Annotated in this window: 19 protein-coding genes; 12 read left to right on the top strand and 7 right to left on the bottom strand. The window is 63.2% G+C overall.

The features are described from left to right. Positions 1-200: 200 nt before the first annotated feature. The gene (locus tag DDE76_RS15795) at positions 201-5,681 is read right to left on the bottom strand and encodes an apolipoprotein A-IV repeat region-like domain-containing protein (RefSeq protein WP_104893910.1); all 5,481 of its coding nucleotides are present in this window, start codon (positions 5,679-5,681) and stop codon (positions 201-203) included. A gap of 357 nt (positions 5,682-6,038) precedes the next feature. On the opposite strand from DDE76_RS15795, the gene DDE76_RS15790 reads away from it, so the two are divergent. Then, the gene (locus tag DDE76_RS15790) at positions 6,039-6,431 is read left to right on the top strand and encodes an Hpt domain-containing protein (RefSeq protein WP_104893911.1); all 393 of its coding nucleotides are present in this window, start codon (positions 6,039-6,041) and stop codon (positions 6,429-6,431) included. A 49-nt stretch (positions 6,432-6,480) separates the two neighbouring features. On the opposite strand, the gene DDE76_RS15785 is transcribed toward DDE76_RS15790, so the two are convergent. Continuing rightward, positions 6,481-7,137, bottom strand: a complete 657-nt coding sequence (locus DDE76_RS15785) for an outer membrane protein (protein ID WP_104893912.1) — start codon at positions 7,135-7,137, stop codon at positions 6,481-6,483. 219 nt (positions 7,138-7,356) lie between these two features. Between DDE76_RS15785 and DDE76_RS15780 the strand changes: the two genes are divergently transcribed. Beyond that, the gene (locus DDE76_RS15780; RefSeq protein ID WP_104893913.1) at positions 7,357-8,493 is read left to right on the top strand and encodes an epoxide hydrolase family protein; all 1,137 of its coding nucleotides are present in this window, start codon (positions 7,357-7,359) and stop codon (positions 8,491-8,493) included. Between the two features lie 2 nt (positions 8,494-8,495). Here the strand turns inward: DDE76_RS15780 and DDE76_RS15775 are convergent, their stop codons facing one another. Continuing rightward, a complete protein-coding gene (locus tag DDE76_RS15775) occupies positions 8,496-9,179 on the bottom strand; it encodes a helix-turn-helix transcriptional regulator (RefSeq protein WP_104893914.1) in 684 nt (227 codons plus the stop codon). Between the two features lie 172 nt (positions 9,180-9,351). Here DDE76_RS15775 and DDE76_RS15770 point away from each other — a divergent pair, with 172 nt between their 5' ends. From DDE76_RS15770 to DDE76_RS15725, 10 genes are all read left to right on the top strand, one after another. Beyond that, positions 9,352-10,956 (top strand): peptide chain release factor 3, encoded by a 1,605-nt coding sequence (locus tag DDE76_RS15770; RefSeq protein WP_104893915.1) that lies wholly within the window; start codon positions 9,352-9,354, stop codon positions 10,954-10,956. After that, a complete protein-coding gene (locus DDE76_RS15765; RefSeq protein WP_104893916.1) occupies positions 10,953-12,122 on the top strand; it encodes a class I SAM-dependent methyltransferase in 1,170 nt (389 codons plus the stop codon). Before DDE76_RS15770 ends, DDE76_RS15765 begins: the two co-directional genes overlap by 4 nt. A 22-nt stretch (positions 12,123-12,144) precedes the next feature. Next, positions 12,145-12,465, top strand: a complete 321-nt coding sequence (locus DDE76_RS15760; protein ID WP_104893917.1) for a 2Fe-2S iron-sulfur cluster-binding protein — start codon at positions 12,145-12,147, stop codon at positions 12,463-12,465. A gap of 189 nt (positions 12,466-12,654) precedes the next feature. After that, the gene (gene cysG / locus DDE76_RS15755; protein WP_104893918.1) at positions 12,655-14,055 is read left to right on the top strand and encodes a siroheme synthase CysG; all 1,401 of its coding nucleotides are present in this window, start codon (positions 12,655-12,657) and stop codon (positions 14,053-14,055) included. A 2-nt stretch (positions 14,056-14,057) separates the two neighbouring features. After that, entirely contained in the window at positions 14,058-14,381 is a 324-nt protein-coding gene (locus DDE76_RS15750; RefSeq protein WP_245891983.1) for a DUF2849 domain-containing protein, read from the top strand. Then, positions 14,368-16,026, top strand: coding sequence for a nitrite/sulfite reductase (locus tag DDE76_RS15745; protein ID WP_104893920.1), 1,659 nt, complete (start codon positions 14,368-14,370; stop codon positions 16,024-16,026). The genes DDE76_RS15750 and DDE76_RS15745 overlap by 14 nt, the downstream gene beginning before the upstream one ends. Then, on the top strand, positions 16,013-17,293 hold the full coding sequence (locus tag DDE76_RS15740; protein WP_104893921.1) for a phosphoadenylyl-sulfate reductase: 1,281 nt from the start codon (positions 16,013-16,015) through the stop codon (positions 17,291-17,293). The genes DDE76_RS15745 and DDE76_RS15740 overlap by 14 nt, the downstream gene beginning before the upstream one ends. Positions 17,294-17,448: 155 nt before the next feature. Next, complete coding sequence (locus DDE76_RS15735) at positions 17,449-18,474, top strand: NAD(P)/FAD-dependent oxidoreductase (protein ID WP_104893922.1); 1,026 nt, start codon at positions 17,449-17,451, stop codon at positions 18,472-18,474. Between the two features lie 78 nt (positions 18,475-18,552). Then, complete coding sequence (locus tag DDE76_RS15730) at positions 18,553-18,873, top strand: 2Fe-2S iron-sulfur cluster-binding protein (protein ID WP_104893923.1); 321 nt, start codon at positions 18,553-18,555, stop codon at positions 18,871-18,873. Between the two features lie 85 nt (positions 18,874-18,958). Continuing rightward, entirely contained in the window at positions 18,959-19,726 is a 768-nt protein-coding gene (locus DDE76_RS15725) for an EAL domain-containing protein (RefSeq protein WP_104893924.1), read from the top strand. Here DDE76_RS15725 and arsH read toward each other — a convergent pair. Genes arsH through DDE76_RS15705 form a run of 4 tightly spaced genes read right to left on the bottom strand, consistent with a single transcriptional unit; the run spans position 19,723 to position 23,304 of the window. Further along, on the bottom strand, positions 19,723-20,448 hold the full coding sequence (gene arsH / locus DDE76_RS15720) for an arsenical resistance protein ArsH (protein WP_104893925.1): 726 nt from the start codon (positions 20,446-20,448) through the stop codon (positions 19,723-19,725). The two genes, DDE76_RS15725 and arsH, sit on opposite strands and share 4 nt — an antisense overlap. Further along, on the bottom strand, positions 20,445-20,804 hold the full coding sequence (locus tag DDE76_RS15715; protein WP_104893926.1) for an ArsR/SmtB family transcription factor: 360 nt from the start codon (positions 20,802-20,804) through the stop codon (positions 20,445-20,447). Before DDE76_RS15715 ends, arsH begins: the two co-directional genes overlap by 4 nt. A gap of 32 nt (positions 20,805-20,836) precedes the next feature. Beyond that, on the bottom strand, positions 20,837-21,856 hold the full coding sequence (locus tag DDE76_RS15710) for a YcjF family protein (protein WP_104893927.1): 1,020 nt from the start codon (positions 21,854-21,856) through the stop codon (positions 20,837-20,839). After that, positions 21,853-23,304 (bottom strand): YcjX family GTP-binding protein, encoded by a 1,452-nt coding sequence (locus tag DDE76_RS15705; protein WP_104893928.1) that lies wholly within the window; start codon positions 23,302-23,304, stop codon positions 21,853-21,855. The genes DDE76_RS15710 and DDE76_RS15705 overlap by 4 nt, the downstream gene beginning before the upstream one ends. Positions 23,305-23,406: the final 102 nt, after the last annotated feature.

The raw sequence follows: 23,406 nt of genomic DNA, 5'->3' as shown, positions 1-23,406 counted from the left end.
GGGGCCATAATCGGACTTATGTGGTCTAAAGGTTGGAGCGACGAACAAGACCGCTAAGCGTGTGCCAAAGCTACACGTCTGCATTCGCCCACTACTGACGTAAAGCAGACAGTCCGATAACCACCCCAAATCTGCCTCTGACTCGAACAAAGGCCCCGGATTGCTCCGGGGCCTTTTGCATTTCCTGGCTCTCAACAGCCTCAGCCGAGGCGGCCGCTGGCGTGGGCGAGGGTGGTGTAGACCTTGCCCTTGTCCGAGAGCAGATATTCGCGGGTTTCGGCGGCCGGGTTGGGGCCGGCGGCGGCGCGTTTGAGGAGTTGTTCGAACTCGCTCATATAGGCCTGTGCGGTCCGGGCGAAGTCGGCGTCGCGCTGGATGCGCTTGCGCACTTCGTCATAGGTGCCCTGGCCGGTGAGCGTATAGATGCGGCGGGTGAACACATTGCTTTCGCCGGCCTGGTAGCGGGCCCAGGCTTCGCCCAGGGCCGCATCGTCGATGGCGCGGGCGATTTCCTCGCTGAGGCCGGACAGGGCCTGCGGGGCGGAGCCGCCGGCCTGCTTGGCCGAGGCGTTGCGCAGCACATCGCGCAGCCAGCCGCCGCCTTCGGCTTCGGTGGCTTGGCGCGGTGCAGGCGAGGGCGTAGGCGCAGGGGCGGCCTGTTGCGGCGCGGGCGCGGGAGCAGGGGCGGCCTGTTGCGGCGCGGGCGCGGGAGCAGGGGCAGCGGGTGCCGGGGCGGGCGCGGGCTGCTCGACAATAGCGGCCGGGCGGATCGGATCGACCAGCGTCTGGCGCGGGGCTTCGGCGCGATAGGTCTCACGCGGCGGCTCGGGCTGGCGCGGCGGTGGCTGATAGGCCGGGGGCTCGGGCGTACGCGGGGCCCGCTGGCTGGCGCGGCGGTCGGTCAGGTCGTGGCTGGCCGGTTGGCTGCGCACGATGGCGTTGAGCTCGGAGAGGGCCTCGATCTGCTCGGCCACGACGCGGCGCATGGCGGCGGCGCTGGCGCGGGTTTCCTCGGGCAGCTCGTTGACGCCACGGGCCAGTTCGGCGCGGGTGGATTCGAGCTCGGTACCCACTTCGCGGGCCGTTTCGCGCATGGCGCGGGCGGTGTCGGCAAAGCGCTGGGTGGCTTCTTCGATGGCGCGCTGCATTTCGGTGACCATGCGCTGCTGGGCTTCCTGCAGGGCCTGGTTGGCGCGGCGGCCTTCGCTGTCGGCGACCTCGTGGAACTCACCCAGCTTACCGGTGACTTCGCCGGTGGTCTCGTCCAGCGCGCGGCGAAGCTGCCCGGTATTGGAGGCAATGGCATTGCGCACCGAATTGGTCGAGTCCGAAATGGTGTCGGCCAGGGTGCTGGTGGTGGAGGTGAGAACGTCGGTCACGCTGCCCGCAGTCGAGGCGAGCACGTCGCTGACGCGGCTGGCATTCTCGTCCAGGGCCGAATTGACCCGGCCGGCATTTTCCTGGAGGGCCGAATTGACCTGGCTGGACTGTTCGCTGAGGGCCAGGCGCACCGACTGCGAGGTCTGGTTGAGCGCAGCGGCTGCGGCTTCGGCGGCGCGCTGAACGGCGTTGTCCATCTCCGAGACATTGCTCTGCAGCGTGGTCGAGAAGCGCTCGTTATTGGCATAGAGCGCATCGTTGACACTGTTGGCGTTCTGCTCAAGCGCCTGGGTGACGGTGGCCGTGGTCTGGCTCAGGGCGTCGGTGACCGCATGGGTGGTGCCGTTCAGGGCTTCGTCCATGGCGCGGCGGGCGCCGATCAGGCGGCGTTCGGTGTCGTTGACCGTATCGGCAATGGACTGGGCGAACAGGCGCATGCGGCCATCGATATCGTCGGCACGGGCGGCAAAGCTCTGCGCCAGCGCATCCATTGCGCCGCGCCGATCCTCGAGATTTTCCAGCGCATTGGAGCTGGAGGCGTCGAGCGTCTGTGCCGCCTGGGTGAGGCCGGACGCCTCGGCGTCGAGACGGCCAAGCATCGTGGAAAACTGCTCGACCATGCCGGCAATGGTGGCCTGCAGGGCGCCGACATGCTGGGTGACCATGGTGCCGGCCTGCTCGGTCTGGCCCATGGCTTCGCGCATGGTGTTGGAATAGTTCGCGGTCTGCTGGGCGACGCTGGTTTCCAGGCTCGCTAGATTGGCGGTCGAGGCGTCCAGCACGCGCTGCAGCAGCAGGTTGGAGTCGTTGAGCTTGTTGAGCGCGCTGGTGACGTCGTTCAGGATGCGCGACGTGGAGACCGACATGATCTCCTCGGCCTCGCGGGCGTTTTCGCCCAGGGCATCGCGCAGCAGATTGCCGTGGCTGGCCAGGGCGGTTTCCAGTTGCGCGGACTTCTCGGTGACCAGGTTGGCGAAGGCGTTGGTGTGCTGTTCGACGGACTGATTGATGGTGGTCAGGCGCCCTTCGATGGCGTCGGCGGCGCCAACGGCCTTTACCGAGACCAACTGGTCGATATTGCTGGCGGCCATGCGGATCTGTTCGAGCGCATTGCGCACCGCGGAGTCCATGCGGTTGGCGGTGTTTTCGACATCGGCCGAAATGGTGCTGGTGGCCGCGGTGATGCGGGTGGCGATGGTCTCCTCTATGCGGTCGGCGCCGGCCTCGAGATCGGCCATGGACTGGGTGATCGAGGTGCTGATCGAGGCGTTGAGCGCGGCCAGGCGCTCGGCCGTGATATCGGCGCGGGCGGTGATGGCCTCGGGCAGGGTGCCCAGGCGCTGGTCGACCATGTCGATGACCGCCTTGCGGGCCGAGGTAACGCCGGTCTCGATGAGTTCGGCGGCCTGGCGGGCGCTTTCGCCCACGGTTGCGCTGGCGCTTTCGATGCGGGCGGCAACGCCCTGCTCGGCATCGGAGATGCGGGCAATGGCATTGTCGAGACCGGCACCGAGGGTGTCATTGACCTCGGCAACCTTGCCCGAAACGCGCACCGACATGTCGTCGAGCCGGGTTTCCATGGTCGCGGTGACTTCGCGCAGCGAGCCGTCAATGCTGTCGCGGGCCTTGGCGCCATGCTGGTCGAGGGTTTCGGCCAGCTCGGCGGTATGCAGGCCGATGGTCTCGCCGATAGAGGCGGTGTGGGTCGAGAGCGTGTCGGACAGCGCCTGGGTGCGGGCGTTGAGCGCGTCGGAGAGCTGCTGGGTGCGGGTGTTGACCGCGCCTGCCATGTCCTGGGTGCGTTCGTCGAGGCGCGAGATGAGGCCTTCGGCACGCTCGTCGAGTTGCGCGGTGAAGGCACCGGTGCGCGCATCGAGACCGGAGTTGAGGGCCGTCGTGCGCTGATCGAGTTCGGTGGTAAGCGTGGCGGTACGCTGGTCGAGCTCGGTGGCTAGGGCGCTGGTGCGCTGGTCGAGCTCGGAGGTGAGGGTGCTCGTGCGTTCGTCCAGCCGGGATACCAGGGTGCCGGTGCGCTCGTCGATCTGGTTGGCAAAGTCGCCGGTGCGGGTTTCCAGCTCAAGCGATAGCGCATTGGTGCGCTCGGAGATGGTTTCGCTCAGGATCTGGGTGGTCTGGTTGAGCGTGGTCTCGAAGCGTTCGGTCTGCCCGGAAAGGGTTTCGGCCATGCGCTGGGTGCGGCCGGCAATGGCCTTGTCGAAGGCCTGAGTGCCGGTCGAGAGTGTCTCGCCCAGTTCCTGGGAGCGCAGGCGAATGGCCTCGTTGACCTCGGCGCCGCGGCGGGCCAGGGTCTGCTCGAGCTCACCAGTGCGCGCAATGATGGCGTCGCTGACCTCGATGGTGCGGCTCGAGAGCACTTCGTCGAGCTTGCCGGTGCGGCTGTCGAGCGCTTCGGTGAGGATTTCGGCGTGGCCGTCCAGGCTGTCGGAGATTTCCTGGGTGCGGTTGGTCAAGGTCTCGGTGATGGCCTTGGTCTTGGCGCCGATCACTTCGCTCATTTCGCGGGTGCGATCGGCGACGATATCGTTGAAACGGCCCGATTCCTCGTTCAGCGCCATTTCCAGAACGTTGGCACGAGCGGCGAAATTGACACCCTGCTGGTCAAGGCGCTGCACCAGGCTCTCGCCCTTGTCGCCGATGACATTGTCGAGGGCGTGGAGCTTTTCGTCGAGCAGGCCGGTGATTTCGGTCAGGCGGGTGTCGAACAGGCTGAGCGAATCCTGGCCCGCCGTGGACAGGGTTTCGCGCGCGCGCTCGGAGGTATCGTCCAAGGCGCCATTGATCTCGATGATGGCCGATTGCAGCCGGCTATCGAGCGCGTTGAGCTGGATCGATACGGATTCATCGAGCTGGCGGGTGAGAGTGGCCAGGAGCAATTCGGCCTCGGTGGCACGGCCGCTGATGTCGCCGGAGACGCGGGCACCAATCGACGCCAGGGCCTCGCTGACTTCCTCGCCGCGGGTGCGGAGCTGTTCGAGCAGCGAGGTGCCGCCATCGGTGAGGAGGTTGGAAAGGGCAGCGGTGCGTTCGTCCAGAGCCGTCGAGAGGTTGCCGGTGCCCGTTTCGATCAGGCCGGCAATGGTGCGGGTCCGGTCTTCAAAGGTACCGGTCAGGACCTGGGTGCGTTCTTCGAGTTGCTGGGTGCGCGAATCCATGGCCAGCGCAATGCTGTCGGCATGGTGGTCGAGTGCCTGGCTGAGCTTGCTGATGCGGCTCTCAATGCCGGCATTGATCTCGGCGGCCCGCTCGTCAAGCGACTTGCCGATCGCGGCTGCGTTATCTTCAAAGCCGAGCGACAGGCGTCCAGTGCTCTCGTCGAGGGCGCCGAGGAAGTCGGACGTACGGTTATCGACCAGGGCAACAAAACCGTCGGCGCGTTCGGAGAAGCCGGTGGTCAGTGTATTGCCCGCAGTCTCGAGCGCGCGGGTGAGATTGCCGCCGCTTTCCACAATGGTGCCGGCAATGCGCTGGCTGATCATGTCGAGGTCGAAGACGAGGCCGGTGTGGCTCTCGGTAATGGCTTCGCGGACCCGCTCGGTATTGGTCAAGACGCTCTCGCGCTGGCTGGCCAGTTCGGCGATCAGAGCACGCATGCGCGACTCATTATCCGAATAGGTGCGTTCGAGCGCGGTGACCTCGTTGTGGATCATCACTTCAAGCTCGCCGGCGCGCGACAGGGCGCGCTCCAGGCCATCACCAAGCGCGTTGACTTCGCGGCGCACGGCCTGACCGACCGAGGCCACCTTGTCGGCAGCAGTCACTTCGGGTTCAGCCAGGCGAATGGCGGCCTGAGTAATGGAGGAGGCGGCATTGCGCAGGTCGGCGGCGCGGCGGAACAGGGTCGCCACGGCAAAAAAGCCCAGAACGGGCACGACCATGATGGCCAGGGTGGCGACAAATTCGATCGTGCCGGCAAAAGTGCCGAAATCGAGCATCTGCGTGCCGAAGCGCATCCAGGCAACGGTCGCAACAGCAGTGATCCAGAGCACCGAGAGCAGCAGGGCCAGCCAGGTCGGGGTGGCCGAGGACCGGCTCTGCAGGCTGTAGAGAAGCTTGGAGGCGGAGACGCGGTCGTCATTGGCCACGGTGCCGGCCTGCTGGGCAATGCGGTCGGCGGCGCGCAGCCGCTCGGAGCGCGCCGGGTCAGGCTTCTTTTCGGTCTTTTTTTCCTGAGCGGGCTGGGCCGGCGGATCCAGATTGAACACGGAGTCCTTGAGGGCATCCTCGACGGCCGAGAAGGCCAGCGCGGCCGGATCGTTCTGGGGTGTCGGATTTTTCGCCATACTCTTTACAACTCTCGCGTCGGCACAACAGCGTCACGGCGGACAATAGGAGTCGTCATGGCATAATGGCCCTTTCCGGGCCGGTCGCCAAACCGGAACAATTCGATGCAAATGCCCCGCATCGTCCCCACAAACCCTCGCCGCCGCGCGCTGGTTCAAAGCTCATTCATACATTCAATTTTATGCAAACCGAACGGTTTCTTACCCAAAGGTTAATTTTTGGGTGGGAAACGTTAAGGACTGGACGGCCAAACAAAGGCAAAGATGTGGCTTAAGCCCCTGTTCACGCCCTGGGCCTTAGGCTTGTGCACAAGGCAGGGGCCATGGCACCTGCCGGTGTAGGCAGGAGTAGCCAGAATGGCGCAAAGAGCGATTGCCGAGGAAGCGCTTCCTCAATCCCAGCATCGGCCGGTCCGGCCCGTCGATTTGGTGCATCTGGCCAAGCAGTGCCTGGGGGATGAAAATCTAGAACTGGAAGTGCTGCGCCTGTTCGACACGACGCTGTCCACTTATTTCGGCAGGCTCAAGCTCGCCACGGCCTATGACGACCTCGCCATCAACCTGCATTCGATCAAGGGGGCGTCCGCCGGTGTCGGTGCCTGGAGCGTTGCCGATCTGGCGCAGCGCCTTGAAAAAGATCTCGAGGGTGGCCGCCCGCTCCGTGCCGAGCAGATCGATGACCTGGGCATGGCGGTGGAGGAGGTGCGCGACTTTGTTGCGCGGATGCTGGCCAATAGTCCGGAAGATTGACCGGCACGCATAGCCTGGCGGAAGAGGGGGCGAACCCCCTCAGTTCCCATCAGAAGCGATAGCCGATACCGGCGCGCAGGGCGTGAGAGGTTGCGGCCACTCCCGGATAGACGACATCGAAGGTCATGTCGCGTGATCCAAGATCGGTGTAGCGGTATTCCGCCCGGCCGAACCAGCTTTCATTGAAGGCAATTTCGGCGCCGGCACCGACGGTCCAGCCGAAACGGACCGAAGAGTCGTGATATTCGACATTGGCCGGGCTGGTGGTCGAGCCGCCGGCATGGGCGACCGCGAGACCGGCGGTGCCATAGACATGGAAGCTATCCGTCGCCATACCCAACCGGGCGCGCAGCGAGCCCTGGAAATTCACATAGCCCCGGCAGGTCCAGGCCGGGTTGGTGCAGGCAATCGACTGGTCGAAGCTTGACCATTCGGCGTCGGCCTCCACGCCATAGACCAGACTTTCCTGATGCACATTATAGCCGGCGAACAAGCCGCCGATGAAACCATTGTCCTGCAGGGTGCCTTGACCCGGCACGTCGATACGCGTGCGTTGCCCGCCAATAGTGGCGCCGAGATACTGGCCGCCCCAACCGCCATCCGACATGGCGTAGTAAGGTTCGGGTTCGTAAGGCATAAACATGTCCGCAGCGAGCGCCGGCGACGCCAATAGCAATGCGGCAGCAGCCACCATGAGTTTGCGCATAAGTACCTCCTGCGTCTGAAACTAGTTGTCGGCGCTTATGCTTAATGCCGGCTTAATTTTGCCGCAGACGGGCTTTGGTCGGGCAAGGTGACCATGAGGGGTGCAGAGGCCGTCTCACCAGCATGCGATTGTCGGAAATCTTCAAGATGGCGGGCGGGGGCTTTCCTAGAACAGGCGCATGGCCAGACGACAAAGGCCGCCACCTGAGAGGACAGACCGATGAATGTAACGCCCTTCACTATTGCCATTGCCGAGTCCGCGATTGCCGATCTGCGCCAGCGTCTGACGCTGACCCGTTTTCCCGATGCCGTCAGCGACGACTGGAGCCAGGGGCAAAAGCCGAGCTTTGTACGGACGCTGACCGCGCAATGGCTCGAAGATTTCGACTGGCGCGCCTGGGAGCGCCGGATCAACGCCTATCCGCAATTCCTGACCGAGATCGACGGGCAGACCATTCACTTCCTGCATATCCGTTCCTCCGAACCCAATGCCATTCCGCTGATCCTGACCCATGGCTGGCCGTCCAGCTTCCTCGAGTTCATCTCGGTGATCGGGCCGCTGACCGACCCGAAGGCGCATGGCCGCGAAGGCGCGGCGTTTGATCTGGTCATTCCCAGCCTGCCCGGCTACGGATTTTCCACGCCCCTGGCCGGTCCGGGCTGGGATCCGATCCGCACGGCCAAGGCGTGGGACACATTGATGAAGGGGTTGGGCTATAAGCGCTATGGCGCTGCCGGCGGCGATGCCGGGGCCCTGGTGACCCGCGAGCTGGCCATTCTCAAACCCGAGGGCCTGCTGGGCGTGCATCTGCAGCAGGTGTTTGCCTTTCCCTCGGGCGCAGAGGGCGAGATGGACAGCCTCAGCCCGTTCGAGCTGGCCGGCTTTGCTAATCTCGAAAAGTTCCAGCAGTACAATGGCTATGCGGAAATTCAGTCCAAGCGTCCCGGCACGCTGGCCTATGGGCTGGTCGATTCGCCGGTGGCGCAACTGGCGTGGAATGCCGAGCTGGCCTTCGGGTTCGAAGGCGAGGCGGCCAACAGCTTCGACCGCGACCTGTTCCTGGCCAATACCTCGCTCTACTGGTTCACCTCGACCGGCAGCGGGCAGGGCAGCTTCTATCTTGAAGGGGCCAGGACCGGAGGCGGCTATCGCGAGATCCCCACCGATGTGCCGACGGCGGTGGTGTCCTTCCCCGGCGACTTCCGTTCTGTGCGCAGTTTTGTGGAACGCTCGTTCAGCCGCATTGAAAGCTGGACCGAAATGGAGAAAGGCGGGCATTTCGGGGCGCTCGATGCTCCCGAGGCCTTTGCAGGCGATGTCGCCGCTTTCTTCTCGAAGCTGACCGCTGTGGCCTGACCTCAGGTCCGATCCGAACTGGACGCCCGGGCAATCTGTCCGGGTGTCATGCCCATATAAGTCCTGAGGGAGCGGGTGAGGTGGGGCTGGTCGGCATAGCCGAGAGCCGCCGCTACCGCAGCGGGCGCATCGCCCTGCCGGAGCAAAACCAAAGCCTGCCGCGCCCGGGCAATCTGGTGATAGGTCTTCAACGTCAGCCCGGTCGTCTTGAGAAAATGCCGCTGCACCGTGCGCTCCGTGGCCGCCAGTGGCGCGCCATGGGTGATGGAGGCGACAAGAGTGTTTGACGTGACCGCTTCGCGCCTGAGCAGGCGGGAGACAAAATCTTCCACATTGTCGATGCGGGGAATTTCGAAGCTGTCGCTGTCGAGCAGGAAACGATCCGGTCCGGCAGTGTCGAGCACGACACCTTCGTCGCGCATGCGCTCACCGGGCAAGATCGGCATGAAGGCATATGGCTGAAAGGCTATCGAGAAATTCTCATCGCCTGGCTCGAAATCATAGGTCACCGGGCGCGTGGTCAGGCCGGTGCGGAGCACGGTCAGGCCATGGCGATTGCGGATGAAGGTGATGTCCCAGCACTGGTCGGGCAGGAATTGCAGACTGCCGGTCTGGGAGAAGATCGTGCGCGAGACCGATTGCACCAGCGGGTGGACGTCATTGCGCTGCTCCCGGGATGCATACACGGATCGTCCTCCGCAGTGGCGGGATGGGTCTTTCCATCACGATAGTGCGCACCCATGTTCTGCGCAACGGCCTCCGGGTCCCGTCATTTGACCGGGCAACGGCCATTCTCTATAGAGCAGGCCACTATGACGCGCGTGCCGATTGTCCGGCACCCCATGCCCAAAAGTTCCCATGTCGACACAGTCCCTTGCAATCGAGGCTGCGCCTCGGACCAATCTCGAACCGTTCCAGACCCGCCGGACCTTTGCGATCATTTCGCACCCGGACGCGGGCAAGACCACGCTGACCGAGCGCCTGCTGGCGGCGGCCGGGGCGATCCAGTCGGCCGGCATGGTGCGCGGCAAGGCCGGGGCACGTTCGACCCGTTCGGACTGGATGGAAATGGAGCAGCAGCGCGGCATTTCAATCACCTCGTCCGTGATGACGTTTGAATATGACGGGCTGACACTGAACCTGCTCGACACGCCGGGCCACTCGGACTTTTCCGAGGATACCTATCGCACGCTGACTGCGGTGGATGCCGCGATCATGGTGATCGACGCGGCCAAGGGCATTGAAAGCCAGACGCTGAAGCTGTTCGAAGTGTGCCGGCTGCGCGACATTCCGATCATCACCTTCATCAACAAGGTGGACCGCGAGGGCCTCAGCCCGCTCGAGCTGATCGACGAAATCCAGGGTAAGCTGGCGCTCGACCTGACGCCGGTATTGTGGCCGATCGGGCAGGGCGTGGACTTCGGCGGCTATATCGACCTCATCGAGAAGCGTGTGCTCAATCCACAGGGCAAGATCCTGGCCGAATACGAGGTGCTTGAGGACCTGCTTGAGGTCGAGGACCTGATCGACAATCCGGTGTTCATGAATGCACTGGAAACGCTGGAAATGGCGCAGGCCATGCTGCCGGGCTTCGATCTCAAGACCTTCCATGAAGGGCATCTGAGCCCGGTGCTGTTCGGCTCGGCGCTCAAGGGCGTGTCGGTTGCCGAATTGCTGCGCACGCTGGGTGACTGGGGGCCAGAGCCACGGCCGCAGCCGGCCCTGCCGGCGCCCATTTCGCCTTCGGACAAGAAGGTGAGCGGGTTCGTTTTCAAGGTGCAGGCGAATATGGACGCCAATCACCGCGACCGCATTGCCTTTGTGCGGCTGTGCTCGGGCAAGTTCGAGCGCGGCATGCGCCTCAAGAATGTCCGCTCGGGCAAGGACATGGCCGTGTCCAATCCGATGTTCTTTTTCGGCAGCAATCGCGAGCTGGCCGAAGAAGCCGTTGCGGGCGACATTGTCGGCATTCCCAACCATGGCACGCTGTCGGTGGGCGATACGCTGACCGAGGGCGCCAATATCAATGTCACGGGCATTCCCAATTTTGCCCCGGAAATCATTCGCCGCGTCCGCCTCACCGATGCGATGAAGACCAAGCAGATGTCGAAGGCGCTGAACGATCTTGCGGAGGAGGGGGTGACCCAGGTCTTCCGCCGGATGATGGGGGCCGACTGGATCGTGGGCGTGGTCGGTCAATTGCAGCTCGAAGTGCTTTCGGCACGGGTGGCCAAGGAATATGGGGTGCCGATCACCTTTGAGAGCCTGGGCTTTGAAGTGGCCCGCTGGGTCGAGTGTGAAGACGCCGAGGAACTCAAGCGCTTCATCGCCGCCCAGAAGACCAACATGGTGGAAGACCGCAATGGCGCGCCGGTGTTCCTGGCGCAGAATGCCTGGTGGGCGGATCGGGCCAAGCAGGACTGGCCAAAAATCGAGTTCCTGACCACCAAGGAACGGCATTGAGCGCGCCCGCGCGTATCGCCGAATTTGTTGCGGCGCTGCGTGATGTCTTCGGAGACGGCTCGCTGATCCGGCTCAAATGCGGCGGTTATCATGGCGCGGAAGCCGAGCTGAAATCGGTCGAGGCGCGCAAGGTCTCGATCAAGGCCGGCGAGCGGCTGAGCTTTGTGTTTCGCTACAAGACGCGCGACATCACCAAGAATCTGACTTTGGACGAGGCTGCGGGCTTTCTTGAGCACGGGCTTGCTGCCGAATGGCGCTCCGCCCGATTGGAAGCGACCGGATTTGACCTGCAGTTTGAACGGCAGGGCGACAAGCAGCGGCTGAAGCGAACAGAGACCAGTGGGCGTGCAGCGCCCGAAGCCAGTCATGACCGGGCCAAGAACCGGCCGCTATCAGACACTTCTGCGGTGTGGCTGCATGCGCTGGGGATCACCGGCAAGGACGGCCAGGTGCGCAATGACGCGCAGGACAAGTTCCGCCAGATCAACAAGATGGTGGAAATCTTTGCGCCTCTGATTCAGGGGCTTAAGGCAGAGAATCCGACGATCCTCGATATGGGCGCGGGCAAGGGCTATCTGGATTTTGCGCTTTATGACCATCTGCAGGCGCAAGGGCGAAGCGCTGAGATCATTGGCGTCGAGCTGCGGCCGGCGCTGGTGTCAGCGGGCAACGCGCTGGCGCAAAAGAGTGGCTTTGCCGGTTTGCGGTTCGAGGCGGGGTCAATCCTCGACTATGACGCCTCTGGGGCCGATGCGGTGATTGCGCTGCATGCCTGCGACACGGCGACCGACGACGCGATCTTCCGGGGCATCGCGGCCGGGGCGGGGCTGATTGCCGTGGCGCCGTGCTGCCACAAGCAGATCCGACGCGAAATGAGCACTGGCGCGGCCGATGACCGGCTCGAGTTCCTGCTGCGCCATGGCACCTTCATGGAGAAGCAGGCCGAGATGGTAACGGACGGGTTGCGGGCGCTGCTGCTGGAGGCGCATGGCTACAGGACCAAGGTGTTCGAGTTCGTCTCCGACGCCCATACGCCCAAGAACAATCTGATCGTTGCACAAAAGGGCAAGGCAGCTTCCCGCCAGTCGGTGCTTGACCGGATCGCGGCGGTCAAGGCTATGTTCGGTATCGACAAACATTATCTCGAAGGCCTGCTCGGCCTTTGACCCGACGTTCTACAGGCACCCCATGACCAAGATCACCTATATCACCAACGATGGCGAACGCATTGAAACCGAAGGGGAAAATGGTTCGACCGTAATGGAAACGGCAATCATGAACGCGGTGCCGGGGATCGTGGCGGAATGCGGCGGGGCCTGCACCTGCGCGACCTGCCATGTCTATGTCGACGAAGCCTGGCGCGAGGTGGTCGGCGGCCCCTCGATGATGGAAGAGGACATGCTGGATTTCGCCTTCGACGTGCGGGAAAACAGCCGCCTCTCCTGCCAGATCAAGGTGCGGGACGAGATCGACGGCCTTGTGGTGCAGGTGCCAAGCCGCCAAGGCTGAGCGCGGCACTTAAGCAAAATTTTCGTGCATCGGGGCCGCAAGGGATTCTTTTGGCGGCTCACTGGACATGCGGCGCTTGGCTTTCCACGGCAGCCAAGTGCAGGGAAATATAAAAGCTATTGATTTTCAACGTCTTGTTGGACAAGCGCGTTTTGGACTATTTTGTTCCATCTCTCAGACAGGACGATTATGGGACTTCTCAACACATTTCCGTTGAGCTTCAAGGTCAGGGGCAAGCGCGTCATCATCGTCGGTGGCACCGACGAGGCCCTCAACAAAGTCCGGCTGGTTGCTAAGACGACTGCGTCGATAGAGATTTATTCCCGCCAGATCGAAGCCGATTTCTCCGCCTTTCCCGTCGCGGTCTTCGAGCGTGCGCTGCGCGTCGAGGACATTGCCGGGGCGGCGCTGGTGTTCGTGGCGGAGGTAGGCGCGGATGCCGAACTGGCCAAGGCCGAGGCGCGGCGGCTGAATATTCCGCTCAATGTCGTCGATGTTCCCGCTGAATGCGACTTCTACACCCCATCTATTGTCGATCGCGCGCCGCTGTCTGTTGCCATTTCGACAGAAGGTGATGCGCCGGTGCTGGCGCGGCTGGTGCGGGCGCAGATCGAAGCGCTGCTGGCGCCGGGGATCGGGAAAATCGCGAGTCTGGCCGGAGGGTTGCGGCATCGGGTTGAGAGCCTGATTCACGACGGCGCGGCGCGGCGGCGTTACTATGAGGCGCTGGTGTCATCGCCCGCTGTCGAACAGGCTGTGGCCGCCAGTCCCATTGCCGGGATTGCCGAGGCTGAAAAGCTCTTGTCCGCCCATGCGGCTGACAGGAGCGGGCAGGGTGTCGTATGGCTGATCGGCGCCGGACCGGGCGCCGAAGACTTGCTGACGCTGCGCGCGCAGCGGCTGTTGCAGCAGGCCGATGTGATCGTACATGACCAGCTTGTGCCGGCGGCCGTCGTCGAGATGGGCCGCCGCGACGCCGAGCAAATCTGCGTCGGCAAGGCGCGGGGACATCATTCCTTCTCACAGGCGCAGATCAATACCCTGATCGTCCGCCTTGCCGGTGAAGGCAAAAAGGTTGCGCGCCTCAAATCGGGCGACCCGATGGTGTTCGGGCGCGCGGGCGAGGAAATCGCTGCACTGCGCAAGGCGAGCATTGCCTATGAAATCGTGCCAGGTGTCAGTGCGGCCCTTGCTGCTGCGGCGGACAGCGCGACGCCGGTGACGCTGCGCAAGGTTTCGAGCGGCTTCGTGATGGCGACGGCGCATGGTGCCGATGACAGCGACCTGGCCCATTGGGCGGCCCTGTCGCAGTCAGGTCTTACATTGGCGCTTTACATGGGCAAGGCGATTGCCGCCGAAGTTGCCGGGCGGCTGGTGTCATTCGGGGCTGCGCCGGACCTGCCGGTGGGCATTGTGGTCAATGCCGGGCGCGCAAACCGCACGCTCTATGCGGCATCGCTGGGGCAATTGGCAGCAGGCGCGGTGGATTTTGTCGATGGACCGGCGGTCATTCTGGTTGGCCGGGCCGTGGCTGAAGGCGATTGGGCGGGCGCCGCCGATGCGGCCGCAAGCAGTTTCAAGGTAGCGTGACTATGAACATCCTGACAGGCAATGAACTGATTTCAGGGGCGACCGTCTATCTGGACGGGCATGGCAACTGGATCGAAGATCTGCAGGCAGCACGCCTGTTCTCCAAGGAGGACAAGGCCGAACTCGACAGCGCGATCGTCGCGACCAAGGCGACCGGCCGCGTGATCAGCGTGGAAGCTGAAGAGGTTGAGCAGGTGGACGGCACGATCGTGCCCAAGCGCCTGCGTGAACGCATTAGGGCGGCGGGCCCCACCGCTCCCCTGACTCTCAATGGGCAGGCGTATGATCGCCAGCACTTAGGTGAAGACGGGCATGTATCGATATGACGAATTCGACGCCGCTTTCGTAGCGGGTCGCACAGCACAATTTGCAGACCAGGTGAAACGCCGCCTTTCGGGCGAGCTTTCCGAGGACCAGTTCCGGCCGCTGCGGCTGATGAATGGGCTCTATCTGCAGCTCCACGCCTATATGCTGCGCATTGCCGTGCCCTATGGCACGCTGTCGTCCAGGCAGATGCGCAAACTGGCCCATATTGCGCGCACCTATGACCGTGGCTACGGTCACTTTACCACGCGGCAGAACATCCAGTTCAACTGGCCCAAGCTCAAGGACATTCCGGTGATCCTGGAGGAGCTGGCGAGCGTGGAAATGCACGCCATCCAGACCTCGGGCAATTGCATTCGCAATGTCACCACCGACCAGTTCGCGGGTGCCGCGGCCGACGAGATCATCGATCCGCGGCCGGTGGCCGAGATCATCCGCCAGTGGTCGAGCCTGCATCCCGAATTTTCCTATCTCCCGCGCAAATTCAAGATCGCCATGACGGGTTCGCCCAATGACCGGGCGGCGATCCGTTTCCACGACATCGGCCTGCAGGCGGCGGTGAATGGGGCCGGCGAAATCGGCTGGGAAGTCTGGGTCGGTGGCGGGCTGGGGCGTACGCCCATGGTGGCCAAGCTGATCAACAGCTTCGTGCCGAACGAGCATCTGCTGGCCTATCTCGAGTCCATCATGCGCGTTTACAACCGCTATGGCCGCCGGGATAACAAGTACAAAGCGCGCATTAAGATCCTCGTGCACGAAGAAGGCCTTGAGAGCATCAAGGGGCAGGTCGAGGCCGAGTTTGCCGAAGTGCGCGGCGGCGTGCTGACCCTGCCGGCCGAAGAACTCGACCGGATTACCGCCTATTTCGCGCCGCCAGACTTTGCCGACCGCTCGGGCGACAAGGTGGGTGTGGCTTATGAATCGATCGTCGACCCGGCCTATGGACGCTGGCTCGACAATAATCTACATCCGCATCGGGTGCCGGGCTATGCCTCGGTCACGATTTCACTCAAGCCCGTGGGTGGCGCGCCGGGCGATGCCACCGATACGCAGATCGACGTGGTCGCGGACCTGGCCGAGAAATACTCGTTCGACGAGTTGCGGGTGACCCATGAGCAGAACCTGGTTCTGCCCCATGTGGCCGTTGCTGATCTGCGGGCGGTGTTCGATGTTCTGGTCGCCAATGGTCTGGCGGAAGGCAACAACAATCTGATCACCGACATGATCTGCTGCCCGGGCCTGGATTTCTGCGCGCTGGCCAATGCCCGCTCGATCCCCATTGCACAGGAAATTTCCCACAAGTTTGCCGCGCCCGAGCGGCAGAAGGAAATCGGCGATCTCAAGATCAAGATCTCGGGCTGCATTAATGCCTGCGGGCATCACCATGTGGGCCATATCGGCATTCTGGGCGTCGAGAAGAAGGGGGGCGAGCTCTATCAGATCACGCTGGGCGGCGACGCCACGGAAGGCGCATCGGTGGGCAAGATCATCGGACCCGGCTTTGAGGCAGAGCAGGTGCCCGGCGCCATCGAGAAGCTGGTGGATTTCTACATTGCCAACCGCACCAGCGCGGATGAGCCGTTCCTGGATGCCTATCGGCGGCTGGGTGAGGCTCCGTTCAAGGAGGCGCTTTATGGCACAGTCTAGTCTGGCACCGGCGGCGGCGCCGGCCGCCCATGAGAAGCTGAAGGCGCTGGGGATACTGGCGCTCAACGGCATGTTCGATGAGATGGATGCAGTCAGCGTGCTGCGCTATGCCATCACCGAAGTGCTGCCGGGCGACATGGCGATTGTCTCGTCGTTTGGCGCGGATTCGGCGGTGCTGCTGCATATGGTGGCGCAGGTTGATCCGTCGCTGCCAGTCTATTTCCTTGAGACCGGCAAGCATTTCCCGGAAACGCTCAACTATGTCGAGACGCTCAAGACGCAGCTTGGCCTGCTCAATGTGCACGCCATTCACCCGAATGCGGATGATGTGAAGCGTTTCGACCCGAATGGCGATCTGTGGGAGACCGATCCGGATTCGTGCTGCCATATCCGCAAGACCGAGCCGCTTGAGCCGATCACCGAGCAGTATGGCGGCTGGGTGACCGGCCGGAAACGCTACCAGACTGCCGAGCGCGGGGTGTTGCCGCATTTCGAATTGACCAGCGATGACCGGATCAAGGTCAATCCGCTGGCCTATTTCTCCGATGCCGATGTCATCGAATATCGGCAGGCGCACAGCTTGCCCGAGCACCCGCTCTATGCCAAAGGCTACAAGTCCATTGGCTGCGCGCCTTGTACTTCGGCGGTGGCCGATGGTGAGGACCCGCGCGCCGGACGGTGGCGCGGCCTCAACAAGAAGGAGTGTGGCATCCACTACGATTTCAACGGAGCCATTGCCTCCCCGATGAGTGCCGCTACACGCCACACGCTCTGGAAGGACGGGGCCTTTATTGCCGACCCGTTCAAGGACTGGGCCGAAGGCACAGATCCGTCCGAGGCGCGCTATGTTCATGTGCCGATGGCCGAGTTCCTGGCCAATCGGGACGCCTATCTGGCCAATCCGCATCCGCTTGGGCTCAAAGTCTTGCCAGGGGACGCCATTGAAGAGGTTGCCGGAGATCTGACGCGCTTTGCCTCGGTTGCCATCAGCTTTCCTGCCTTTACCGATGGTCGTGGCCATTCCACGGCGCGCCTGCTGGTGGAGCGGCTGAATTATGCCGGGGAAATCAGGGCTGTAGGCGATGTCTTGCAGGATCAGATTCCGCATATGTGGCGCTGCGGCTTCAATGCGCTGGTGGTGACCCATGAGCCGACCCGTGAGGCGCTCAAGGAAAAGCGGCTGCCGGAAATGGCGCTGTTCTACCAGCCGGTGGGGCTTTCTGAAGTGCCCATGGGCACGCGCCCCTTCCTTCGTCGTGTCTCCTGAGATAAGTGGAGCGCATTAGTCGCCTTTGAGGCAAGAGCCGGGGCCGCTGGTGACAGCGGCGGTTCCCATGAGAGCAATGCGGGGCGGCGCGCCCCGATGGGACCGAAATTCCGGGGCTGCGACGCAGTACCGGTCTGAATGGACTTGAGACAAGCATGAGCACTGAAATCACCACCGATGTCGTTGTCATTGGCGCGGGCCCCTGCGGGCTGTTCGCGGCCTTCGAACTCGGGCTGCTCGACATCAAATGCCATTTCATCGACATTCTGGACCGGCCCGGCGGCCAGTGCGCCGAGCTCTATCCCGAAAAGCCGATCTATGACATTCCGGCGTTCCCGGTGGTGACCGGGCAGCAATTGACCGACAATCTGATGGCGCAAATCGCGCCGTTCTCGCCCGAGTTCCATTTCTCGCGCATGGTCAATTCCATCGAGAAACTGGAAGACGGCTCGTTCAAGCTCACGACCGATGCCGACGAGACCTTTTTCACCAAGGTGGTGGTGATCGCGGCTGGTGGCGGCTCGTTCCAGCCCAAGCGCCCGCCGGTGCCGGGCATCGAAGAATTTGAAAACAAGTCGGTGTTCTATGCTGTCCGCAAGATGGAAGATTTCCGCGATCAGGACGTGGTGATTGTCGGCGGTGGCGACTCGGCGCTGGACTGGACGCTGAACCTGGCGCCCATCGTGCGCACGCTGACCCTGGTGCACCGCCGCGATGCCTTCAAGGCGGCGCCGGCCTCGGTCAACAAGATGCGGGAACTGGTGGCGGACGGGAAGGTGAACTTCCAGCTTGGGCAGGTCGCCAAGCTCGATGGCGAGAATGGCATGATCAATCATGTCCACCTCACCACCGAGGCGGGGGATCTCTCGATCCCGGCCACGCGGCTGCTGCCGTTCTTCGGCCTGACCATGAAGCTGGGCCCGGTGGCCGATTGGGGCCTGGAGCTCAACGACAACACCATTGTGGTCGATACCGAAAAGTTCGAGACTTCCGTGCCCGGGATCTTTGCCATCGGCGACATCAATTATTACCCAGGCAAGCTCAAGCTGATCCTGTCCGGCTTCCATGAGGCGGCGCTGATGGCCCAGGCGGCCAAGGCCATCGTCTCGCCGGGTGAGCGCGTGGTGTTCCAATATACCACCAGCTCGACCAAGCTGCAGAAGAAGCTGGGCGTGGCCTAGGCCGAATTGCCCACGGGCCCCGCTCTTGCAGCGGGGCTTTTTGAGGGGTATGGACGCCCCGCTGTTGAGGAGCGCCCCATGAAGATCAATGTTACCGACCAGGCAGGCGAAGTGCACGAGCTCGAAGGGCTCGAGGGCTGGCGCGTGATGGAAGTCATTCGCGACTGGGGGCTCAACATCAAGGCCGAATGCGGCGGCGCGCTGAGCTGCGCCACCTGCCATTGCTATATCGACAGTGACTGGCTCGACGCCGTTGGTGCGCCAAGCGCGGAAGAAGAAGACATGCTCGACAGCGTGGGCGATGTGAAATCAAACTCGCGCCTGTCCTGCCAGATCCTGTGTTCGGACGAACTGGACGGCTTGAAGCTCACCCTGGCGCCGAGCGCCGCGAAGGATTAGATCCTTCAGGAGCAGAGATCCTTAAGGGCTAAGAAGGCAATATTGGCGTAGCGTCAATGTTGAAATCTTCTGAGCGCTTGAGAAAATGTCTGAATCCGGTTGTGTTGGATGCCGCAATGCCGACGCCAATGCGTTTGCACTTCCCTTTACCATGGCTTTTCAGCCCATTGTCGATGTCCCGGCCCAGCGCATCTGGGGCTACGAGGCGCTTGTGCGTGGCGTGGGTGGCGAGAGCGCACAGCAGGTGCTGAGCCACGTTACCGACGCCAATCGCTATGCGTTTGACCAGGCCTGTCGGGTCAAGGCCATCGAGCTGGCCGGTCGTCACATTGCTCAGGGAGACGCCAGGCTAAGCATCAATTTCATGCCCAATGCGGTGTATGAACCGAAGGCCTGCATTCGCGCCACCCTGGATGCTGCCAGCCGGATGCAGTTCGATCCGCGTCGATTGATGTTCGAATTTACCGAGAACGAGCACATGAGCGATGTGGCGCATGTCAGCAACATCGTGTCCGAATATCGCCGCATGGGCTTTACCACCGCGCTTGATGATTTCGGAGCCGGCTATGCCGGGCTCTCTTTGCTGGCACGCTTCCAGACCGACCTGATCAAGCTGGACATGGAACTGTTGCGCGACATCGACTCCAGTCCGGTCAAGCAGGCCATTGTCCGTGGCCTTGTGGCGATCGCCTCCGAGCTTGGCATCACCCTACTTGCGGAGGGGATAGAGACCGAGGCGGAGCTCGCGGTTCTCAGGCCCCTCGGCATCCACCTGTTCCAGGGCTACCACTTTGCGCGGCCGCAGGTGGAGACGTTCCAGAGCTTTGGCCAGTTGGGCGCCAGGACCCACTAGGTCGCGGCGCTCAGGTTTACGCGCTTGTTGAGAGCTTCTGCACTTTCAACGCGCTCAGAGTAGCGGTCGACCAGATAGTCCGCGCGGTCGCGGGTGAGCAGGGTGAATTTCATCAACTCCTCCATCACATCGACGATGCGGTCATAGAAGGATGAAGGCAGCATGCGCCCCTCGGCGTCGAACTGCTGAAAGGCCTTGGGCACCGAGGACTGGTTCGGAATGGTGATCATCCGCATCCAGCGCCCGAGTTGACGCAATTGGTTGACGGCATTGAAGCTCTGCGAGCCGCCGCTGACCTGCATCACGGCCAGGGTACGCCCCTGGGTCGGGCGGACCGAGCCGGAGTTGAGCGGGAGCCAGTCGATCTGGGATTTCATGACACCCGTCATCGCGCCATGGCGCTCGGGGGAACACCAGACCTGCCCTTCGGACCAGAGCGAGAGTGCGCGCAATTCCTGCACCTTGGGATGATCGGCCGTCGAGTCATCGGGCAAGGGCAATCCATTGGCATGGAAGATGCGCACTTCGGCTCCAAGGGCTTCGAGAATGCGGGCGGCTTCCTGGGTGGCGAAGCGGCTATAGGAGCGCTCGCGCAGGGAGCCGTAGAGCATCAGGATGCGCGGCTGGTGCGTTGACAGTTTCGGCGTCAGCAAGCGATCGGCTTCGGGCAGCATGAATTGGTCTGCTGCAAGGGCAGGCATGGTTTCGGCGAAATCGGTCATTCAACACACTGATCTGGTCTGGGGGATGAGGCTTGCGCCAGGAGTGCCGCCACCGGCGTACAGGCCTCGGTGCGGCCAGCGCAGCAATCTTCGAGCAGAAAGCCGACAAGCCCGCCGACGGCCTCGAAATTGGCCCGGTAGATCACGTGCCGGCCATCTCGCACGCCGCTGACCAAACCTGCACGGTCCAGCACCGACAGGTTCACCGATGTCGTGTTTTGCTTCTGGCCAAGCTGCTCACCGATGCGCCCCGCGGGGATTCCATCGGGTCCGGCGGCGACGAGCAATCTGAAAATGGCAATGCGCCCAGGGTGAGACAGGGCGGCGAAGGCCTCGATCGCATCGTTTGTATCCATATATCATGATATATTGATTTGAATGGTCCGGGTCAAGCCGATGGCTTGCTGGCATCGGTTGTGACCTTGACCAATTCCGGAATGAAGTCGCGCACGGAGGGCTGGGGCAGGGTTGCAAAGGGCAGGGGGCGGACGACGCGCATAGCGGCGATGCCGACGCGCACGGTCATCAGCCCGTTGACCACGCCTTCGCCCAGCCGGGCCGAGAGCTTGGCGGCAAGGCCCTGGCCCACGAGTTGTTCCACCACGCCATCGGTGAGAACGAGGCCGCCTGTGACGGCAAGATGGGCCAATATGGAACCGGCCAGCCGCCAGAAGCCGAACAGGCCCGGACGGGCGCCGTAAAGCGCGGCAATGGCCCCGGCGAGGCGGATGCTTTCATAGATGACGAAGGCGATGTCGATGAGCGCGCGCGGTGAGACGGCGGTGACCAGTGCGACGCGCCGGGCCGATGCTGCGACCAGGGCGCGCGAGCGTGCATCGAGCGGGGTCATCAGGCTGCGTTCGGCCAGGGCGATGACTTCGGTGCCATCGAACAGATCGCCAGCCTGGTCTTTGAGGCTTTCGCGGGCCCGGGCCAGATCGGGCCGGGCGGCATAGACGCCATTGAGATGATCGAGGACCGCGCCGGCGCGCTTGCGGTCGTTGTCGGCATGAGCGCGGGCGGCCTCAGCACGTACCGTGTCGAGGACGGACAGGCGCCGCAGGGCGGCCATTTCGCGAATTATCAGGGCGCCGACCGCCACAAGGAAGGCGCCGAGGATGCCGAGACCCGCCCAGCCCAGCCATTCGTGGCGCGCGAACAGGTCGCGGATCAGTCGGTCAGCCGCCAGGCCCAGCCCGGCCGACACCAGGATGCCCCCCGTGGTCCAGGCCAGGCGGCCCAGCCAGCCCATGCGGCGGGGTGCAGGCGCGACAAGATCAGGTTCAGACTCTGTCGAGAAAGCGACTTCGACGATCTCGGCGCGGTCGGGCGTGAAGGCGCGGGGCACGCGGGTGCGTCCGGCAGACGTTTCGTCCTTGGTGACGGGGTGGGCTACGGGGCGCTTCATGCCATCCAGTCTCCGATCAGGTAGTCGAGCGCCCGGTCGAGCCGGATATGGGGCAGGACGACATCGCCGGAGGCATTCCGCTCCAGCTTCTGGGGTGGGGTGAAGCGCAGGAAATTGAGAGCGACCGGACTGCCATTCTCAAAAAGTGAATCCGGTCGCGCCGGCAAGTCACCAGGAAACAAAGCGATTTCGGTCCTGCCGTCATAGCTGGTGCCGTCGAGAATTTCGCCGTCGAGCGGGGTGCCGACAAGCGTGGGCAGGGTATCGCCGCCTTCGCGAATGGTGCCCTCGCTGGTGGCGCGAATGCCCGCCATGGCGATGGACTTCGTCTCTGCCCCGGCAAAACTGGCACGCTTGCGGGCATTGGCAACCAGGCGATTGAGAATGGCTTCCAGCCGGTCATGGCTGGTGTGATGCACATGATCGGCCTTGGTCGCCGCAAACAGGATGCGGTCGATGCGGCGGGAGAAGGGGCGCAGGATCGGGTTGGCCTCGCCCTGGCGGAAACAGGCCAATACCGATGTCAGCGCCGTTTCCAGATCATTGACAGCGGCTGGGCCGGTATTGAGCGCGCGCAGGGTGTCGACCAGCACCACCTGCCGGTCGAGCCGAGCGAAGTGGTCGCGGAAGAAGGGCCGCACCACCTGGGCCTTATAGGCCTCGTAGCGGTTCTCCAGCATGGCGTGGAGGCTGCCGCTGCGCCTTGATCCGGCCAGAGGGGGCAGGGGAGCAAATGTCAGGGCCGGAGAGCCTTCGAGATCGCCCGGCAGCAAGAAACGTCCCGGCGGCAGGGTCGAAAGTGCACCGTGTTCACGGCTGCGCCGGAGATAGGCGGTGAAGGCGCTGGCCAGGCGCTCGGCGTCCGGGTCATTCGCGTCCTTGGAAATATCGGTCTGGTCCAACGCGGCGAGGAATTCTGCGGCCTCGTCTGCGTGGCCCGGCTGGCGGGCCCGCTCGAGGGCCTCAGCGCTCCATTCAGCAAAGCTGAGGCCAAGCAAGGGCAGGTCGAGCAGCCATTCGCCGGGATAATCCACAATGTCGAGATTGAGCGTGGCGGGGCCCGTCATGCCGGCCCACCATTTGGCGGACTGGAATTTCAGCACCAGGCGAAGCTGGGAAATGCGGCGTGTGCTCTCGGGCCAGACCGGGGGATTGGCCGAGAGCGCGGCCAGATGCTGCTCATAGGCAAAGCGGGGAATGGTGGCGTCGGGATATTCGGCCAGCCGCGCGCCAATGAAGCGGCCATCGGCCAGCGGCGCAAAACCGGGCAGGCGCCCTTGTGTCAGCAGGTTGTGCACCAAGGCGGTGATGAAGATGGTCTTGCCGGCACGACTGAGACCGGTGACTCCGAGCCGCAAGGTGGGCGTCAACACGCCCGTCGCGGTATCGGCCAGATTGGACAGGGCAATGCCCAGTTCGTCGGTAATGGTGGTCGGCGGCTGCGGCAAAGAACATGTCCCCGTGTCCTGGCAAGGTAGGGTCTGGTGCAGCGAATGCAAGGACCCTCAAGGTGTCATCCAACTGTCTTGAAGATGTATCCGTTCCGTTAA

Source organism: Devosia indica (assembly GCF_003056405.1).
In the GTDB taxonomy this organism is placed as follows: domain Bacteria; phylum Pseudomonadota; class Alphaproteobacteria; order Rhizobiales; family Devosiaceae; genus Devosia; species Devosia indica.
The sequence above is the reverse complement of the archived record's forward strand: the minus strand, read 5'-3'. Positions and strand labels throughout refer to the sequence as shown.

What these genes read in the sequence shown, in the direction of transcription:
- DDE76_RS15735 (WP_104893922.1), top strand. Translation starts at nt 17,449, where the DNA reads ATGAGCACTGAAATCACCACCGATGTCGTTGTCATTGGCGCGGGCCCC.
- cysG (WP_104893918.1), top strand. Translation starts at nt 12,655, where the DNA reads ATGGGACTTCTCAACACATTTCCGTTGAGCTTCAAGGTCAGGGGCAAG.
- DDE76_RS15745 (WP_104893920.1), top strand. Translation starts at nt 14,368, where the DNA reads ATGTATCGATATGACGAATTCGACGCCGCTTTCGTAGCGGGTCGCACA.
- DDE76_RS15785 (WP_104893912.1), bottom strand. Translation starts at nt 7,137, where the DNA reads ATGCGCAAACTCATGGTGGCTGCTGCCGCATTGCTATTGGCGTCGCCG.
- DDE76_RS15790 (WP_104893911.1), top strand. Translation starts at nt 6,039, where the DNA reads ATGGCGCAAAGAGCGATTGCCGAGGAAGCGCTTCCTCAATCCCAGCAT.
- arsH (WP_104893925.1), bottom strand. Translation starts at nt 20,448, where the DNA reads ATGACCGATTTCGCCGAAACCATGCCTGCCCTTGCAGCAGACCAATTC.
- DDE76_RS15780 (WP_104893913.1), top strand. Translation starts at nt 7,357, where the DNA reads ATGAATGTAACGCCCTTCACTATTGCCATTGCCGAGTCCGCGATTGCC.
- DDE76_RS15725 (WP_104893924.1), top strand. Translation starts at nt 18,959, where the DNA reads ATGTCTGAATCCGGTTGTGTTGGATGCCGCAATGCCGACGCCAATGCG.
- DDE76_RS15760 (WP_104893917.1), top strand. Translation starts at nt 12,145, where the DNA reads ATGACCAAGATCACCTATATCACCAACGATGGCGAACGCATTGAAACC.
- DDE76_RS15770 (WP_104893915.1), top strand. Translation starts at nt 9,352, where the DNA reads ATGTCGACACAGTCCCTTGCAATCGAGGCTGCGCCTCGGACCAATCTC.
- DDE76_RS15715 (WP_104893926.1), bottom strand. Translation starts at nt 20,804, where the DNA reads ATGGATACAAACGATGCGATCGAGGCCTTCGCCGCCCTGTCTCACCCT.
- DDE76_RS15750 (WP_245891983.1), top strand. Translation starts at nt 14,058, where the DNA reads ATGAACATCCTGACAGGCAATGAACTGATTTCAGGGGCGACCGTCTAT.
- DDE76_RS15740 (WP_104893921.1), top strand. Translation starts at nt 16,013, where the DNA reads ATGGCACAGTCTAGTCTGGCACCGGCGGCGGCGCCGGCCGCCCATGAG.
- DDE76_RS15795 (WP_104893910.1), bottom strand. Translation starts at nt 5,681, where the DNA reads ATGGCGAAAAATCCGACACCCCAGAACGATCCGGCCGCGCTGGCCTTC.
- DDE76_RS15710 (WP_104893927.1), bottom strand. Translation starts at nt 21,856, where the DNA reads ATGAAGCGCCCCGTAGCCCACCCCGTCACCAAGGACGAAACGTCTGCC.
- DDE76_RS15730 (WP_104893923.1), top strand. Translation starts at nt 18,553, where the DNA reads ATGAAGATCAATGTTACCGACCAGGCAGGCGAAGTGCACGAGCTCGAA.